Source organism: Sphingomonas canaveralia (assembly GCF_047238125.1).
Classification (GTDB): Bacteria; Pseudomonadota; Alphaproteobacteria; order Sphingomonadales; family Sphingomonadaceae; genus JBDFMH01.
Window position 1 is genome coordinate 1,509,377 of the sequence record NZ_JBDFMH010000001.1, and the last position, 17,257, is coordinate 1,526,633.

At 66.2% G+C, this 17,257-nt stretch carries 12 protein-coding genes; 7 read left to right on the forward strand and 5 right to left on the reverse strand.

The window, feature by feature from the left end; all coding sequences use genetic code 11:
- Positions 1–11 precede the first annotated feature (11 nt).
- The 4 genes from ABC347_RS07220 (at position 12) to ABC347_RS07235 (ending at position 5,237) form a co-directional block, all read left to right on the forward strand.
- Entirely contained in the window at positions 12–1,574 is a 1,563-nt protein-coding gene (locus ABC347_RS07220; RefSeq protein WP_413245058.1) for a tetratricopeptide repeat protein, read from the forward strand.
- Positions 1,575–1,618: 44 nt separating this feature from the next.
- The gene (locus ABC347_RS07225; RefSeq protein ID WP_413245059.1) at positions 1,619–3,151 is read left to right on the forward strand and encodes a peptide ABC transporter substrate-binding protein; all 1,533 of its coding nucleotides are present in this window, start codon (positions 1,619–1,621) and stop codon (positions 3,149–3,151) included.
- Positions 3,148–4,602 carry an ABC transporter substrate-binding protein gene (locus ABC347_RS07230; RefSeq protein ID WP_413245060.1) on the forward strand — a complete coding sequence of 485 codons (1,455 nt, stop codon included), beginning with the start codon at positions 3,148–3,150 and terminating at the stop codon, positions 4,600–4,602. Before ABC347_RS07225 ends, ABC347_RS07230 begins: the two co-directional genes overlap by 4 nt.
- 200 nt (positions 4,603–4,802) lie before the next feature.
- The gene (locus ABC347_RS07235) at positions 4,803–5,237 is read left to right on the forward strand and encodes a DUF4112 domain-containing protein (protein ID WP_413245061.1); all 435 of its coding nucleotides are present in this window, start codon (positions 4,803–4,805) and stop codon (positions 5,235–5,237) included.
- Between the two features lie 24 nt (positions 5,238–5,261).
- On the opposite strand, the gene ABC347_RS07240 is transcribed toward ABC347_RS07235, so the two are convergent.
- Entirely contained in the window at positions 5,262–7,550 is a 2,289-nt protein-coding gene (locus ABC347_RS07240) for an FdhF/YdeP family oxidoreductase (RefSeq protein WP_413247015.1), read from the reverse strand.
- A gap of 105 nt (positions 7,551–7,655) precedes the next feature.
- Between ABC347_RS07240 and ABC347_RS07245 the strand changes: the two genes are divergently transcribed.
- On the forward strand, positions 7,656–8,735 hold the full coding sequence (locus tag ABC347_RS07245; protein ID WP_413247016.1) for a catalase family protein: 1,080 nt from the start codon (positions 7,656–7,658) through the stop codon (positions 8,733–8,735).
- A 17-nt stretch (positions 8,736–8,752) separates the two neighbouring features.
- On the opposite strand, the gene ABC347_RS07250 is transcribed toward ABC347_RS07245, so the two are convergent.
- From ABC347_RS07250 to ABC347_RS07260, 3 genes are read right to left on the reverse strand one after another with little or no spacing between them, the layout of a single operon-like run.
- Positions 8,753–9,262, reverse strand: a complete 510-nt coding sequence (locus ABC347_RS07250) for a nuclear transport factor 2 family protein (RefSeq protein ID WP_413245062.1) — start codon at positions 9,260–9,262, stop codon at positions 8,753–8,755.
- Between the two features lie 13 nt (positions 9,263–9,275).
- The gene (locus tag ABC347_RS07255; protein WP_413245063.1) at positions 9,276–10,748 is read right to left on the reverse strand and encodes a hypothetical protein; all 1,473 of its coding nucleotides are present in this window, start codon (positions 10,746–10,748) and stop codon (positions 9,276–9,278) included.
- A gap of 11 nt (positions 10,749–10,759) precedes the next feature.
- Complete coding sequence (locus ABC347_RS07260; protein WP_413245064.1) at positions 10,760–13,258, reverse strand: TonB-dependent receptor; 2,499 nt, start codon at positions 13,256–13,258, stop codon at positions 10,760–10,762.
- Between the two features lie 148 nt (positions 13,259–13,406).
- Between ABC347_RS07260 and ABC347_RS07265 the strand changes: the two genes are divergently transcribed.
- The gene (locus ABC347_RS07265; protein WP_413245065.1) at positions 13,407–13,838 is read left to right on the forward strand and encodes a nuclear transport factor 2 family protein; all 432 of its coding nucleotides are present in this window, start codon (positions 13,407–13,409) and stop codon (positions 13,836–13,838) included.
- Positions 13,839–13,860: 22 nt separating this feature from the next.
- On the forward strand, positions 13,861–14,616 hold the full coding sequence (locus tag ABC347_RS07270; RefSeq protein WP_413245066.1) for an SDR family NAD(P)-dependent oxidoreductase: 756 nt from the start codon (positions 13,861–13,863) through the stop codon (positions 14,614–14,616).
- Positions 14,617–14,677: 61 nt separating this feature from the next.
- On the opposite strand, the gene ABC347_RS07275 is transcribed toward ABC347_RS07270, so the two are convergent.
- Positions 14,678–17,155 carry a TonB-dependent receptor gene (locus tag ABC347_RS07275; RefSeq protein WP_413245067.1) on the reverse strand — a complete coding sequence of 826 codons (2,478 nt, stop codon included), beginning with the start codon at positions 17,153–17,155 and terminating at the stop codon, positions 14,678–14,680.
- Between the last annotated feature and the right edge of the window lie 102 nt (positions 17,156–17,257).

A 17,257-nucleotide genomic window follows, 5' to 3' on the forward strand; every position in this document is an offset into this window, starting at 1 on the left:
GGTTGCGAAATATGCGTTGGTTGCTGGCCCTGCTGTTGGCCCTGTCGGCATCCGAGCCGTCGAAGGCGGCCTGGATGGAAGCGAGCAGCGACCATTTCCTGATCTACGCGAACGCGAGCGAGGATTGGCTGCGCAGCTTCTCCGACCGGCTGGAGCGGTTCGACGGCAGCCTGCGCGCGATCCGCACGCTGAAGAGCGATCCTGGACTCAAATCGAACCGCCTCACCATCTTTGTGGTCGATAGCGTGGACGATGTCTCACGGCTCTGCGGGCGCGCGCGCTCATGCGCGCAGGTCGCCGGCTTTTACGTGCCGCGCGTCGGCGGGTCGCTCGCCTACACGCCGCGACGATCAGGCTTCAGCAGCAAGTGGGATCTGGCCGCCCAAACCGTGCTGCTGCACGAATATACCCACCACTTCATGTTCCAGCATTTTGCCGGCGCCTACCCGGCCTGGTTCGCGGAAGGATTCGCCGAGTTCAACGGCACCGCCCGCTTCGAAAAGGATGGCGGCGTCACGTTCGGCGCTCCGCCGCTGTATCGCGCCTATGGTCTGCTGGCGCAGGGCAACCCGATGCCGGCCAAGCGGCTGCTGGTGCCGACCCAGGATCGGCTGAACGGCCTGGAAGTGGAAGCGATCTACGGCCGCGGCTGGCTGCTGACCCATTATCTGCTGACAGACAGTGCGCGGACCAGTCAGCTTGACCGCTACCTGCGTGCCTTGTCGGCCGGCACCGCGCCGCTGGCCGCAGCTACGACTGCGTTCGGCGATCTCGATGCGCTCGACAAGACGCTCGATCGTTACAAGATGGGCAAGTTCGCCGGATGGACGATCCGCGCTTCCGCGCTGAAGCCAGGGCCGATCGCGATCCGTTCGCTGAGCGAGGGTGAAGCCGCGCTGATGCCGGTGCGGATGCGATCCCAGCGCGGGGTGAACGAAAAATCCGCCGAAACTGTCGTGCGCGAGGCCCGCCGCCGCGCCGCGCCCTTCCCGGCCGATGCCGCCCCGCAGACCGCGCTGGCCGAGGCCGAATATGATGCCGACCAGCTCGATGCCGCCCTGGCCGCGGCCGAGCGCGCGATCGCCGCCAGCCCGACCGCCCTGCGCGCGCATCTCTACAAGGGACGCGTTCTCGTCGATCGGGCAGCCAAGCTGAAGACGACCGATCCGGCAGCCTGGAAGGAGGCGCGCAGCTGGTATCTCAAAGCCAACAAGATCGATCCGAACAATGCCGAACCGCTGCTGCTCTTCTACCAGAGCTTCGCCGCCGCCGGGCAGAAGCCGACCGTGAATGCGGTCCGCGGGCTCGAGCGCGCCTTCACGCTATCGCCCGAGGATCGCGATCTGCGCTGGCTGGTCGCTCGTCAATTCCTGGTCGATGCGCGGCCGGACATGGCGCGGATGGCATTGGTGCCGCTGGCCTATGATCCCCATCTGTCGGCAGAGAGCAATCCGGCCGCGATCCTGGTCTCCAAGCTCGCCGCCGGCAAGACCGGCCCGGCCGCGCTGGCGGAGCTCGACGCGGCCGAGCAGGCTGAGGCCGCCAAAAAGAAGGCCGAAACGCCAGCCGAATAGATCGCTGCTGGGCCATGCCGGGCCGGGGCGCTACATAGGCGGTGATGCGGTTCGCGTACCTTCTTCCCCTTCTCGCCGTTGCCGGTTGCGGCGGTGATCATCGTGAGCGGGCCCGGCCAGCCGGCGTGCTGGTGCGGATCGCCGACGACGAAGTGAAGGGGCTCGATCCGCAGACCGTATCCGACCTGGCATCGCTGCGCATCGCGACCGACCAGTTTGAAGGGCTCACCCGGTTCGACGGGGGCGGAAGGATCGAGCCTGGGCTGGCGCGCGGCTGGCAGGCCTCCGCCGACGGCCTGAGCTGGCGGTTTCCGCTGCGGTCCGGCCTGCGCTTTTCGGATGGCGCGCCGATCCGGCCCGCGCTGTTCCCGGCACTGCTGGCGCGGCTGCGTGATCCGGCGACGGGATCGCCCACCGCATCGCTGTTCGAGGCGATCCGCGCGATCGAGGTGGACGGGGATGTCGTCGTCGTGCAGCTGCTGCATCCATTCCCGCAATTGCCCGAGTTGATGGCGCACCCTGCGATGTCGGCAATCCCGCTCCACCGGATCGCAGCCGCCGGCGCGGGCTGGACCGCCGAGCGCCCGCTGGTGACGTCGGGCGCCTATCGGCTGACACGCTGGACGCTGAACGATGCGATCCGGCTGGCGGCCAATCCGCGCTGGCACGGCGGATTACCGGCAGCGCGAAGCGTGGAGTGGCGGCCCGTGACGGATCGGCTGACGGGCCTGCGCATCTTCGCCGGCGGCGCGGCCGACATCGGTGGAGAATATCCGGCGACACGTACCCGCTGGATCGCCGAACGGATGCCCGGTGCAGCCCGTACCGCGCCCTATCGCGGGGCATATTATTTCGCGTTCAATACCCGCCGGCCGCCGTTCGACGATGCCCGCGTCCGCCGCGCGCTGAGCCTAGCGGTCGACCGGCGCTGGATCGCCGGCCCGCTGATGGAGATCGGCACGCCGCCGGCCTGGGGCGTGCTGCCGCCGGGGATTGCCGGCCTGCCCGACTTTCGACCGGCCTGGGCGAACTGGCCGGCGGACCGTCGGCTGCGCGCGGCCCGCGTATTGCTTACCGAGGCAGGTTATGGTCCGGACCGGCCGCTGGACTTCGAGATCCGGTTCAACAGCGATACCGATCATCGCCGGGTGGCGATCGCGCTGGCCGCGATGTGGAAGCCGCTGGGTGTGACGGCCCGCTTGCTGAACAGCGAGGCATCACTCCATTTCGCCAGCCTGCGCCGCCACGATTTCGCGCTGGCGCGATCTGGCTGGATCGCCGATTTGTCCGCACCGGAAAATTTCCTGGCCGTCCACCGATCCGATGCCGGCGCGATAAATTATTCGGGCTTCGCCGACCCGGTCTATGATGCGGCGCTGGACCGCGCATCGGCAGAGGCGGATCCGGTGCGCCGCGCAAGACTGATGCGCGCGGCGGAAGCGCGCCTGCTGGCTGAGGCCCCGATCCTGCCGATCTATTATTACGTCAGCCGGGCGCTGGTGGCGCCACGCGTGCGCGGCTGGCAGGACAATGCCGCGAACATTCATCCGAGCCGGACGTTGGCGATCCCATCATGATCCGCCGGACCTGCCTGACCGCGCTGCTGCTGCTGCTGACCGCCTGTGATGCCAAGATCGATCCCGACGAGCCGGTGACGGTGAGCGTGATTGGACGACCGCCGGCGATCATCGATCCAAGCCAGAAGCCCTATGACCGCCCCACCGCGGTCCTGCTGGCGACGGTGGCACAGGGGCTGGTGCGGCTGGATGGAGCCGGCCAGGTGGAGCCCGGGCTGGCGATCCGCTGGGACGTGTCGGACGATGGCCTGTTTTACACCTTCCGGCTGGCGGATGGGCTGCCGATCGATGCCGAGGTGGCCGCGCGCCGGCTGCGCGCCGCGATCGGGCCGACCAGCCGCAATCCGCTGAAGCCGGTGCTGGGCGCGATTGCCGAGGTGGTGGCCGTCACCCCGGAGATTCTCGAGATCCGCCTGAGCGCGCCGCGGCCCGAACTGCTGCAACTGCTGGCCCAGCCGGCGCTGGCGCTGATCGGACCCGATGGCGGATCGGGGCCGCTCACCATCGCCGAGCGGGGCCGCGATCTGCTGCGCCTGACGCCGCTGCTACCGGACAAAGCCGAGCCGATCGACGAGGATGCGCGGCGCCGGCAGGAGATCGTCTTGCGCGGCGAGAAGGCCGCGCTGGCGGTTGCGCGGTTCCGGGACGGCGGCGGCGGGGTCGTGACCGGCGGCACCTTTGCTGATCTCGCGATCGCGCGGGCGGCCGGGCCGCGGCCGCGCCAGCTGCATTTCGATCCGGCGGTGGGGCTGTTCGGGCTGGAGGTGGTGGCCACACCACCGTTCCTGCAGGCGGCCGAGAACCGCGCGGCGCTGGCGATGGCGATCGATCGGCAGCGCATTGCCACGCTGTTCGGTGCGCGCGAATGGCGGATCGAGACCGCGCTGGTGCCGGCCGGCACCGCCGAGATCGCAACGCCGACCCAGCCGGGCTGGCTGCCGCTGGACCTGGTTGCGCGCGCCGATCGCGCCAAGGCGCAGGTCGCGGTCTGGCGGGCGGCGGCGGCGGAGCCGCCCGCACCGCTGCGCGTGGCGATGCCGGCGGGACCCGGCGCCCGGCTGCTGTTCGCGCTGATCCGGCAGGACTGGTCGCGGATCGGCGTGGAGGCAGTGGCGGTGCCTACCGGCGCGCGGGCCGACTTGCGGTTGATCGACAGCGTCGCCCCCGGCGACGGCGCAAGCTGGTGGCTGAGTCGGTTTCGCTGCGGCGACAGCCCGATCTGCAGCGAGCAGAGCGACCTTGCGCTGGACGCCGCGCATGCCGCGCCGACGCTGGAGGAGCGTGCGCGTTGGCTGCGCGAGGCAGAGGCGCGGCTTTCCGATCTGGTGCCGTTCATCGCGCTGGCCCAGCCGCTGCGCTGGTCGCTGGTGGCACCGGGCCTGGATGGCTGGCGCGACAATCCACGCGCCGCGCATCCGCTGATCCATCTGCGCGAGAATGGCGGCCGCTAAGCCGCCAAAAGCAGCGAAAGCAGTGCTTGTGCGCGCCTGTGGTTCCATCGCACGACAGCCGAGCCATGGAGGATTCGCGATGAGAAAGAGCCTGTCGGGATCATAACCGATCCGCCATGCTGTAGGACAGGACCGATTGACGAGCCCGATGCGCGGCGGCGCCAGGCATCCTATATCGGGCGCGAGGAGACCCGACCGAGATGCGCATCAGCCAGGAACAGATCGATCGAATGACCGCCGCCATGCCCAAGGTCGGCCGCGACCCGGCAGCGGTGCGCAAGCGGATCGAGGCGATGGAAACGCTGCTCGAGCGGCTGTTCGTGGTGCCGGGCATCAACCGCCCGGTCGGGCTGGACTCGCTGATGGGGCTGGTGCCCGTCGCCGGCGACATCGCATCGGCTGCGATGGGCGCATGGCTGATCTGGGAAGCCCGCAATCTGGGCATGTCCAAGGTTCAGCTGGCGCGGATGGCCGGCAATGTCGGCTTCGACGCGGCGATCGGCGCGATCCCGCTGGTCGGCGACATCTTCGATTTCGCGTTCCGATCGAACACCCGCAACATGCGGATCATCCGCAAGCATCTCGACCGCCACCATCCCGCGACGGCGACGATCGAGGGGCTGGTGAAGCGATAACGCGAACGCCCGCGCCCACCCCGATCAGGCGACGATCCGCACCGGCACCGACTTCGCCGCGGGGACGTGGCTCTCTTCGGCATGATGCTCGACCGGCATCAGCACATTGGCTTCCGGATAATAGGCGCCGAGGCAGCCGCGCGGCACTGAATAGGGCGTGACGATCAGTCCTTCGCGGCGCCGGACGATACCATCGCCGGCGTCGCTCTCGAGTGCGACCAGCTGGCCTTCGGCAAATCCGCCGGCGGCAATATCCGCCTTGTTCATGAACAGGATGTCGCGCGTTCCCTTCACACCGCGGAAGCGATCATGATAGCCGTAGACGGTCGTGTTGAACTGATCGTTCGAGCGCATCGTCATCAGCCGGAAGCGCCCGTCAGCATCCGAGAATCCGGTCGCGGACAGGCCGCTCGGAACCAGAAACTCGGCCTTGCCGCTCTCCGTCAGCCAGATCCGCTCAGCGGCCTTGTTGCCTTTCCAGAAGCCGCCGGGGGTGAACAGCCGTCGGTTGAAATCCTTGAAGATCTCCGGATAGGTCTGCTCGATTGCATCGCGGACCAGCGCATAATCGCCCGCCCACGCATCCCAATCGATCCGCTCGTTCGCGGGCAGGATACGCTTGGCGATCGCCGCCACGATCGCGGGTTCGGACAGAAGGTGCGGGCTCGCCGGCGTCGCCTTGCCGCGCGATCCGTGGATGCAGCTCGTCGAATCCTCGACCGACACCGCCTGTTCACCGCTTGCCTGCACGTCGCGCTCGATCCGGCCCAGACAGGGCAGCAGATAGGTATGGCGCGCCGCGAACAGATGGTTGCGGTTGAGCTTGGTGGCGATCTGGACCGATAGATCGAGGTTGGGCCACGCCGCCTCCATCGCGCCCGTTTCGGGCACAGCGCGCAGGAAATTGCCGCCCAGGCCAATGAAGGCGCGCACCGATCCGTCGATGATGCCGCGGCAGCTTTCGACCGTATCGAGCCCCTTCTCGCGCGGGGCGGTGAAGCCATATTGCGCTTCCAGCCGATCCACCGGCACAAGCTCGGTCTTCTCGGTGATGCCCACCGTCCGCTGGCCCTGTACGTTGGAATGGCCGCGGACCGGATTGGGCCCCGCCCCCGGCTTGCCGATATTCCCGCGCAGCAGCAGCAGGTTCACCAGCATCCGGACATTTTCGACGCCCTTCACATGCTGGGTCAGCCCCATGCCGTAGATCGCCATCACCGCCTTGGCGCGCGCATAGATGCGCGCGGTGGGCTCGAGATCGGCGCGGCTCAGCCCCGTCTCCGTTTCGATCGCGGCCCAGTCTGCCGCACGGACGGCTGCCAGGAAAGGCTCGATACCGTGCGTGTGGGTGGCGATGAATTCGGTATCCAGCACCGGCGGCTCGCCAGCCGCCACGGCTTTGTCATGCCATTCGACCAGCAGCTTCGCGATCCCCATGATCGCTGCGATATCGCTGCCCGCGCGTAGCTGGTGATAGCGCGACGAGATCCGCGTTTCGGCCAGCGTCGCCATCTCGATCGGGTTCTGTGGATCCGTAAAGCGTTCGAGCCCGCGTTCGCGCAGCGGATTGAAGCTGACGATGGGCACGCCGCGTTTCGCGCAGGCGCGCAGGTTGTGCAGCATGCGCGGGGCATTGGATCCCGCATTCTGGCCGAAGATCAGGATCGCGTCGCACCGTTCGAAATCCTGCAGGCGGGTGGTGCCGACCGGCACGCCGATCGCCGCCTTCAACCCGACCGAGGTGGATTCATGGCACATGTTGGAACTGTCGGGCAGGTTCTGGTTGCCGAACATGCGCGCCATCAGCGCATACATATACGACGTCTCCAGGCTGGCCCGGCCCGAGGCGTAGAACACCACCGATTTCGGATCGTGCGGCTTCAGCGCAGCGGCAATGCCGTCGAACGCCTCATCCCAGGAACAGGCGGCATAGCGATCGGTAGCGGCATCGTACCGCAGCGGATGCGTCAGCCGGCCATGTTCCTCCAGCGCGTAGTCGGTCCAGCCGCGCAGTTCGGTCAGGCTGTGGCGCTGAAAGAACTCGGGCGTGGTGCGGTGGCTGGTCAGTTCCCAGGCCGTTGCCTTGGCGCCTTCCTCGCAGAATTCGGCCGGGTGATGATCGGCGGGCTTCGGCCAGGCGCAGCTGGTGCAGGCGAACCCATCCGGCTTGTTCTGACGGGTCAGTTCGCGCAGCGTTTCCGGACCGCCGGCTTCGCGTGGGATGATATCCGCCAGCGAACGCACCGAGCCCCAGCCGCCGGCCGGGCCCTTGAACGGGCGAACCTCAGGCTCGTTTGATTTCTGTCGCGCCATGCTGCCCTCGTCTGCCTCTACGCCGTCCGAACCATCGCCGGTCATAATGCCGGAACGGCGGCGCAAGTCATTGGTTCAGAACGTCCAATGGACGAAAGGACCGACATGGCACCGATGCGCTATTCCCCAACCGTCGAGAGCCCGGCACCCGACGAGGCGGAAACCGTGGCGGCATTGGAGGAACAGTTCAAGCATATCCTCGACACGACGTCGCAGGACTATGGACATGCCGTGCGGTCGGTGCACGCCAAGGGCCATGGCCTGGCGCGCGGGACGCTGACGGTGGCGGACGATCTGCCGACGGAACTGGCCCAGGGGTTGTTCGCCCGGCCCGGTCGCTACGAGGCGATCCTGCGAATTTCGACGAATGCGGGCGACATATTGGACGATTCGATCTCGTTGCCGCGTGGCATGGCGATCAAGGTGATTGGCGTGGAGGGTGAGCGCCTGCCGGGCGCCGACGGCAGCACGCAAGATTTCGTGATGGCCAACGCGCCAGCCTTCGCCGCGCCCGACCCTAAAGCGTTCCTGGGCAATCTGAAACAGCTGGCAGCAACGACCGACAAGGCGGAAGGCGCCAAGAAGCTGTTGTCCACCGTGCTGCGCGGGGCGGAGGCGGCGCTCGAAGCCGTTGGCGCTGAATCGACGCTGTTCAAGACGCTGGGCGGCGCCAAGCCGGTCCACCCGCTCGGTGCGACCTATTTCAGCCAGACCGCATATCGCTATGGCGATTTCATCGCCAAATTCTCGCTGGTGCCGGTATCGGCGATCCGCGATTTCGCCGACGAGACGATCAACGCGACCGGTCGGCCGGATGCGATCCGCGAAGCAGTGAACGAGTTGCTGGCCGAACAGGGTGGTACCTGGGAACTGCGCGTACAGCTGTGCACCGATCTGGAGGCGATGCCGATCGAGGATGCCAGCGTCGTATGGGACGAGGCGGCAAGCCCGTTCCGCACCGTCGCCACGCTGGAAGTTCCGCCACAGACCGGCTGGACGCCGGGCACGAGCGAGCAGACCGAGGATCGGCTGTCGTTCAGCCCATGGCATGGGTTGGCCGCGCACCAGCCGCTGGGCGGGGTGAACCGGGTCCGCCAGCCAACCTACAAATTCTCGGCCGATTACCGCGCCGATTTCAACCGCTGTCCGATCCACGAGCCCGCCGCGCTGGCCGAACTGAACTGATCGCCGCGTCCGCGCGATCAGGCCAGCGACAGGAGATGGGAGACGCGCTCGGGCGTCATATACACACGCGTCTCCCCGTTCAGGCCGTCGTGCGGTTGCAGCCAGGGAACCATGTAATTCACCTGGTCATAGCGCCGCGTGAACAGCCAGCGGCCGTCGATCCGTGCGAATTCGTCGAAATAGGTGCAGGACGCAGTCCATGGCGTGCCCGCGCGATCGGATCCGGTGATGAAGGCGAAACTGGTCGCCGATGCAGCGTCGCCATCGGGGCCGTCGATCACGATGTTCATCGTGTGATGATACATGTAGGGGAACAGCCGCTGGAAGGCGTCCCAGGCGGCGCCGATCGCTTCCACGCCGACCGTCTCTCCGAACGGATCATCCACCTTGTAGATGGCATCGGGCGCCCACACGGAGACGAACGTCGCACGATCCGGCAGGTCTAGCCCATGCGCATAAAGTGCGATCAGCGCACGGATCTGATCGCGGTCCTCGATCCGGGCGATGCGATCCTCGATCGTCAGCATGGATATGCCTGCCTCATGCGATCGTCCGCTTCTCACGCCCGACCTGCGCATAGAAGCGCTCCGGCCAGGCGGCGGGATCCTTGTAATGATAGTGGACCGTCTCGCCGTCGGGATCGTCGAGCGCATGGACCTCGACCCAGAGTGGGCGACCGATCCGATCGATCGGGAAGATTTCGTGCAGCATCGTGCAGTGCGCGGAATAGACCGGGAAGCCGGGGGTGTAGTGGTTCACCGGATGCGGATCGCGCAGCAGATGCGCGCACATCGGCGCCTGCGTCGATCCGAAGGTGGGATAACGGACCCGGCTCGGGGAAATCCGTTCGACGCGCGGCTGATAGCGCGAGGCCGACATGCGCGCGCAGGCGCCGAGGGGCCGACCACGGAACACGAACCGGTCCGCTTCCTCCTCGATCCACATCGTCGATCCGTGCGCGCGCCAGACCATCGCCCACATCGGAATGGCGTCGACTGGCGAGACGCCCGCAACCCATTCAAGGTAGGGCGACATCACATAATCCGCCGTTTTCTCCAGCGCGGCGACCGCGGCCGCCTCGCCCAGATGACGCGCGATCCAGCTGAGCAGACCGTTGATCAGGATGCCGAGCGGATCCTTGGCGATCACCAGTTCCTCGTCCATGCCGGCAGCGATCACAGTCAGCCGGTTCCAATCGCCCGCTACCGTGGCCTCGCGGACCTGGATGGAGAGCGGGGTCGCCAGCCGATCGCGTGCGGCATCGTCGAAGATCGCGCCATGCGCGATCGGGGCCAGCGGATCGGCAGGGGCGGCGAAGCCGAGCCGGGTGTAGAGCGTGTCGGGATAGCGGCCCGACTTCGGCATTTCGAGCAGGATGGTGCCATCTGGGCCGTCGGGCATCACGATCGATGCGATCGACGCGCCCAGCATGTCGATCGCCAGGGCTTCCAGGAACAGATGCTCGGTCGCCAGGAAGCATGGCAGATCGGCAGTACCGCCGGTCAATGACCGCTCCGCGCCCAGCCGGGCGAAATCGATTGGCGGAGCGTAGGCGCCGTAGCTGGCGACATCGATCCGGCGGCCATCGGTGCGGCGCGGCGCGGCCGGCAGGTTCAGCCGAGCGGCGCCCCAGCGCGGCAGCACGAAGCGCAGAGCATCGTCATCCTCCTCGACCTCGAACCGGCTGCCGGACGCGCGCAGCCGCTGCGCCAGCTTCTCGGCTCGCGCGCGGAAGTCGAGCCCGCGATACTGTTCGACGAATTCGCGGAAGGCGAAGCTGCCCTGCTCGCGCAGCGCCTCGTCGTGCGCGGCCAGCCCGGCCTGCGCTACGATGAAGCTCTGCAAGAGCGCGGTCCACTGCAGATAGCTGTCGTAGATGACGGTGCATTCCTGCTCCATCTGGTCGGCGATCCAGTCGATCGGGCCGCGGTCCCGTGCTGCCGCGGCCCTTTCGAGATGGATCGACAGCGGCGTCGCGAAGCCATCGAGCTGCTCGTCGCTGTAATGGCGCATGCGCCCTCCGATCAGAACTTGAAGCCGGCCTCGATCGCCCAGGTGCGCGGCGGGCCATAGTTGGAGAAGGTCCAGAGGCCGCCGACTACCAGCTGACTGACGCGGTAGCGCTTGTCGGACAGGTTGCGGCCGATCAGGCGCAGCGAATAGCGATCATCCGCGGACACGAAGCCGACCGACGCGTTGAACAGCGTGCGAGCCTCCAGATAGGCATTCTCGTCCGGCGACGTGATCGACTGCGAGAACAGGTTGCGGCCGGTGTAGGACGCGTTGCCGTTGATCTGGAACCGGCCGGTGTCGCTGAGCGGCAGTTCATAGGTCGCATCGGTCGCCCACTGCCATTTCGGTGCACGATCGAGCGGCGCTGTGGCCAGATCATAACCGGCCGGGATCGGCGTCACATATTCGTTGTACTTCGCATCCTGGTAACCGAGGTTCGCACGGATCGTGAGCCCTTCGATCGGCAACGCGGTCAATTCCGCCTCGATGCCCTTCACTTCCGCCGAGGCGGCATTGAAGAAGCGCGTGACCTGGAAGGTCTGGCCGTTCACCGTCAGCGGCGTCACGATCTGCTTCTGCAGGTCGTCATACTTCACGTAGAAGCCTGTGAGGTTGAAACGCAGCTTGCGATCCAGCAGCTCGGTCTTGACGCCGGCTTCATAGCTGTCGGCGGTTTCCGGCCGGGTGGGGTCGGCGGCCGAATTGAACGCCGCGAGATTGTTGCCGAACGGCGCGAACGACCCGATCTGGTCGTTATAGCCGCCACCCTTGAAGCCGCGCGAATAAGTGGCGTAGCCGAAGATGTCGTCGGTGAACTCGTAGCTCAGGCTGATCCGCCAGGTTGGCTCCTTGAAACTGGCCGAATTCGTGACGACGCCGGTCGGGAAGCGGTTGAAGTCGCCGAGCTCGAGCAGCGGCACATCGCGCCACGTGGTGTTCGGGTTGCCCGCGATATCCTGCACGAAGCTCTGCTGGCGTCCGCGCCAGCGCTTGTCTTCCCAGCTGTAGCGCCCGCCCGCCGTCAGCGTCAGCCGATCGCTGATCTTGAACGTGCCTTCCGCGAACACAGCGGTCGAATCCGCACGCTGGTCGGAACACAGCACATAGGGGTTCTGGTTGAACGAACCATAAGGGGTGGTGCCCCCGGTCAGATCGAGGAAGCCCAGCACCTGCGCCACGCAGAAATTGACTTCCTCATGCTGGTAGAAGACGCCGCCGACGAAATCGAACGGACCGTCGAAATCGGAGGCGTAGCGCATTTCCTGCTGGAAGGTCTTGCGATCGTCCGACCGGTTGATGTCGAACAGCGAGAGGATCTCGCCATCCGGCGCGGTGATCGCACCCTGCCCCGTCGTGGACTGCGCGAGACGCGAGCGCTGGTCGCGATAGCCGGTCACGCTGGTGAAGGTGCCGGGCCCGACCTCGAAATTGGCGTTCAGATAGAGACCGTCGACATCGACGCGCGAGCGGCTGCCACGCTGGTAGACATCCTCGCGGAAGGTAAGGCCGTGGCGGTCGAGCGGATCGCCGGTGTTGGTGCGCTGCCCGCCGATGTTGAGCAGGTTGAACAGGAAACCAGGCGTGGTCGGCGTATCCTCGATCGCGGCGGCGGGGCCGGAGCGGTCGCGGATGATCTCGTACTGCGCCAGGATGGAAGCACCGTCGGTCGGCTCCCACAGCAGCTTGGCGCGGCCGGAGAATACATCCTGCCCGGCGATCCGGCGGCCATCGCCGCAGCCGGCGAGGCCGTTCCACTTCGTCCCCGCGAAATCGGTGATCGGGCCATAGCAATAGCCATTGCGCGCGAAGCCGTCGGACTTCTGGTAACTGCCGACCAACCGCAGGCCGAGCTCGCCGGCGATGATCGGCAGATCGACCGCACCCTGCGCCTGATAGGTGTTGAAGCGGCCATAGGTGCCGCGCCCTTCCAGGCTGAAATCGTTCAGATCGGGCAGCTTGGTGCGCACGGTGACGGCGCCGCCGGTGGTGTTCTTGCCGAACAGCGTGCCCTGTGGCCCGCGCAGCACTTCGACCTGTGCGATATCGAACGTATCGAGCAGCTGTGTCTGCACGGAAGAGACGACGAAATCATCGACGAGCACGCCGACAGGCGCCTCGAAATAGACGATGATGTTGTTGACGCTCACGCCGCGCAGCGCGAACGACGCGGCGTTGAAGCCAGTGATCTTGGCGGCCGAGAAGTTCGGCACGAAGGTGGATAGATCGCCCAGGTCGCGCGGCGCGGCCTGCCGGATCAGCGAACTATCGACCGCGGAGACCGCGACCGGGGTGGTCTGCAGATTGGTATCGCGCCGGGTGGCAGTGACCACGATTTCCGCCAGGCCGCCTTCGCTGGCCGCTTCCGGCGCGGTCGAAGCCAGCGCATCGTTGGTGGCGGAAGGGCTCTGCTGCGGCACATCGGCCGGCGGCGTCTGGCCCCAAGCCGCGCTCGCCATCGCCCAGGCCAGCGTCAGCCCGCCGACGCGCGCCGAGCCAATCAATTTCCTCATCACCCTCTCCCCCAAAAGGCGGCACCCGATCATTCGGATTACCGATCGGCCCAGGATAAAAGCCCCCAACAAAAAAGCAATCGTGCATGTATATTTTTGTACGCCGCAGGGCGTAATATCGTTCGAAAATTGTGAGTGGAGAGGCCTCATGAACGAAGATATTGCGCGGATCGTGTATGGTTATGCCGAAGCGGTCGACGAAGGCCGGTTCGAGGCGCTTGGAACGCTTTTCGTAGACGGCAGCTTTCGAGTTTTCGATAAGGGCGGCGCTTTGGCGGCGGAGGCAACTGGGCGGGAGGCGGTGGCCGGCTTCTTCGACGGTGCCGTGATCCGCTATGACGGGGTGAGCCGGGTGCGCCATATCGCGACCAACCTGATCACCGATATCGACGGGAATATGGCGACCGCGCGCTGCACTTTCCTGGTGGTGCAGGCGCTCGACGATTTCCCGCTACAGCCGATCACCGCGGGCCGCTATCACTGGCAATTCGCGCGGCGTGAAGAGGGGTGGGCGGTCAAGTCGCTGGAAATCCGGATCGAGTTCACCGGCGACAACAGTCGCCACGCACGCAGCGCATGATCCGCGCCCGAGGAGCGATCCGATGAAAAGCGCAATCGTGACCGGCGCGGCCGGCGGCATCGGGATCGCGACCTGTGCGGCGCTGGCCGCAGCGGGCTACCGGGTTGGACTGCTCGACCGCGAGGCGGAGGCAACCGAGGCGGCGGCGCGCGGGATCGCCGGATCGGTGCCGCTGGTTGCCGACATCACTGACGAAGCAGCCGTCGCATCCGCGATCGCGGCATTCGGTGACGCGCCCGACCTGCTGGTCAACAATGCCGGAATCGTGCGCAAGGGCAGCCTGCTGGATCAGCCGGTGGCGGATTTCCGCGCGGTGATGGAGATCAACCTGATCGGCGCACTGATCGTGTCGCGCGCGGTCGTCCCCGGCATGATCCGGCGCGGCGGCGGCGCGGTCGTCAATGTCAGCTCGATCGCCGCGGTGCAGGCCAATGTCGGCGGCGGCGCCTATGGCCCATCGAAAGCGGCACTGTTCAATCTTACCCAGGTGATGGCGCTGGAATGGGCGGCCCATGGCATCCGCGTGAACGCGGTCGCGCCCGGCATGATCGATGGTGGCATGGCGACCGCCGGTGCGGCGCATCCCGAAGTGGTCGACGCACGGCGGCGGATGGTGCCGCTGGCTACGCTGGGCACGCCGGCCGAGATCGCCGACGTGGTCCTGTTCCTGGGTTCGGATGCCGCGCGCTATGTGACCGGGCAGCAGTTGCTGGTCGATGGCGGGCTCGGGCGATCGGTGCTGGCTTCGCTGCCGATGCCGCCCGCCGACGGCGGATAAAAAACCGGGCTCCGGCCGGTTAAGCCGGAGCCCGCAGGGAGGCTCGGGAAGCTGGAATAGATCAGAAGCGGTAGGTCAACTGCGCCTGCACCGTCCGCGGCGGGCTCACATAGCCGCGCTGATCGGCGACGACACCGGCGGCGGTGCCGGTACCGCTACCGGTCGATGGGGCATCGACCGCGCCGGTGAAGATATATTTGTTGGTGAGGTTCTTGCCGATCAGCGCCAGTTCGAACCGCTCGTCATCGAACAGCAACCGCGCGGTTGCATCGAGCGTCACATAGGATGGCTGGCGGGTGAACGGATTGCCGAGCGGGCTGCCCAGATAATCGTCAGAATAGCGCGCATCGATCGAGGCGCCGAACGACATGCCACCGCTGACCGGCGCCAGATAGGATGCGCCCAGCGCCCCCGTCCAGCGCGGCGCGACCGAGGTTTCGACGCCGCTGAGATCCTGGCCGACGCCGCCCAGGAAGATGGTGTTGCAGCCCGCGGTCGGGGTCTGCCCGGCATAGCAGGGCGCGATGAAGGTCAGGTAGCGCGCCTTGTTGTAGTTGATCGAGCCACGCATCGTGAGCCCATCCAGCCCCCGCGGCGCGAATTCGGCCTGCAGCTCGACACCGGTCGTGCGCGCACTGCCGGCATTGGTCGAGATCTGCGCGAAGGTGGCGGCGTTGAAGAATTCGACCTGGAGGTTGGTGAACTTGTAATTGTAGACTGTGAGGTCGAAGCGCAGCTGGCGATCGAGGACCGTGCCCTTGATACCGCCTTCGAACCCGCGCGCCTTCTCCGGCGCGAACGCCAGATCGCTGTCACGTGCGCCGTTGGTGAGCGTCGTGCTGTTCGAGAAGCCACCGGACTTATAGGCCGTCTTGTAGGCCGCGTAGACCGTCAGATTATCGGTCGGGCGATAGGTGATGGTGGCTTCGGGGGACCAGTTTTCGAACGTCTGATCGGCCGTCACCACCCGCCCGGCGGGATAGAGCGCAGCCAGGTTCGGATGGACATAGGGCTGGACGAAGGCGCTGTCCTTGGTCTCATGAATATAGCGCACACCGCCGGTAACCTCGACCTGCGGCACCACTTTCCAGATCAGCTGGCCATAGGCGGACAGGGTCTCGCCATCGGTCGTCGACAGTTTCGAGAAGCCGACGAAGCGGTTGCCTTCGGGCGCCGCGCTATTCTCGACATTGCCCGTCGGCACCAGCTGATTGAACCAGCGATGCGTATCCTGGTAATATCCGCCGAGCAGGAAGTTTACCGGACCATCGAAGTCCGAAAGAATCCGGGTCTCGTTCGATATCGCGCGGAAGGTGGACCGTTCGGTCGCGGTCGTCTGGGTCTGGCCGGCCTGATAATCGCCATCCAGCAGGAATTTCAGCCGCGAGCGATTATAGTTGGAAACCGACGTGATCGTGATCGCCCCGAGATCATAGTTCACGGTGCCGGTCAGATTGTCCGACTTGTAGTTCATGAACAGCGCGCCATCGTCCGAATAGGGCAGGCTCGCGCCCACATCGTCGGGCAGGTCGTTCTGATAGGTCACAAACGTCTTGCGGCAGGGAATGCTCTGGTTGAGCGCGCTGTTGCCGCCGCGCGGGCAATAGAAGATCAGGTTGTTCCAGCCCGGCCCCTTGGTGTCGTTGCGCGTGATGCTGCCCTTGACCGTCACGCTCAGCCGGTCGGTCGGTTCCCAGGCCAGCGTGACGCGGCCGAGATATTCGCGTTCTCCGGGCAGATCGTTGGTGGTGCGCGGCGCGACCCGGGTGGTGACGATGCCGGTCGCCACGTCGCGCGTGGTGTAAGTGATATCGGGCGCGCGGCTCTCGACATAGCCGCCATACATCTTGGATGCGCGGAAGGCGACGCGCAGGCCCAGCGTCTCTGTCAGCGGCGACGAGGCGATCGCCTCGCCATAGATGCGCTGCGCATTGAATTCATATCCGGCGCGGGCAAGATATTCGGGTCGCGATCCGGGGTTGGCCGTCGTCAGCGAGACAACGCCGGCCGTGGCGTTCTTGCCATAGAACAACGCCTGCGGGCCCTTCAGGATCTCCAGTCCGGCGAGGTCGAAGAAGCCTTCGTTGATGACCCGGCCCTGGCCATAATAGACGCCGTCCACGATTACCGCGACCGACTGTTCCAGGCCGATCGAGCGCGCGTCCGACCCAATGCCGCGCAGGCTGATCTGCGCGCCCGAGCCGGTGGTGGAACGTGCGATCGTGAAGGACGGCGTGACGGCGCTGACCTTTTCGAGACTGGTGAGATCGGATTGCTGGATCTGCTGCGGCGTGAACGCCGTGACCGCGACAGGAACGTTCTGCGCGCTTTCGACGCGCTTGCGCGCTGTGACAACGATCTCTTCTAGCCCGCCTTCGCGCACCGCGGCCGCCGGCGCCTGCTCGACCTGCGCGACGCCGGTCGGGGTCGCACTCGGATCGACGCCCGACGATGGCCCCGGCGTGCTCTGCGCGATCGCTGCTGTCGCCGACGATGCAAGAAGCAGGCCGCCAAAGATCGTTCTGCCAAATCCGCCCATCGTTCCTCTCCCTGACGTCACGTTAGCCGTGATTCATGCCGATACGGGTATGTCCGCATAATTAGCATGTCAAATCGATATTATGACAGCATTGGGATTAAA